Origin of the sequence: Shewanella electrica (assembly GCF_022321485.1) — a bacterium.
Classification (GTDB): domain Bacteria; phylum Pseudomonadota; class Gammaproteobacteria; order Enterobacterales; family Shewanellaceae; genus Shewanella; species Shewanella electrica.
The window spans coordinates 1-281 of sequence record NZ_JAKOGG010000166.1 but is presented as its reverse complement, the minus strand read 5'-3'; the positions used below and the strand labels follow the sequence as shown (position 1 = coordinate 281).

The window sequence follows — 281 nt, the reverse complement described above, 5'->3', positions numbered from 1 at the left end:
CCTTTCCTTTCCCCACATACGATTCACATGAAGATAGTTGCGAATGGTATGATAATCAAGTGAATAGCGTGCAAATTCAAGACCCTTTGGACCAATCAAGTTTAGTATAAAAGCCAGCAAATTTCCAATAAACTTTGGGGCAGGCTGAGAAGGACCTCTTCCTAACTTAGCTTCATCATCAGCCTTAACAGTCTCCATGACAAATGGTCGCCTATCCCCAGTACTAATTGTTGGAGTAATCTCCAGTAAGTTCTCTATAAGACTCAACATCTCTCTTCCAC

The 281-nt window shown here is 41.3% G+C and carries 1 protein-coding gene; it reads right to left on the bottom strand.

From position 1 onward, the window contains the following. A partial coding sequence (locus L9G74_RS24055; protein ID WP_238898572.1) for a hypothetical protein occupies positions 1–270 on the bottom strand: 270 nt, incomplete at its 3' end. Positions 271–281 lie beyond the last annotated feature (11 nt).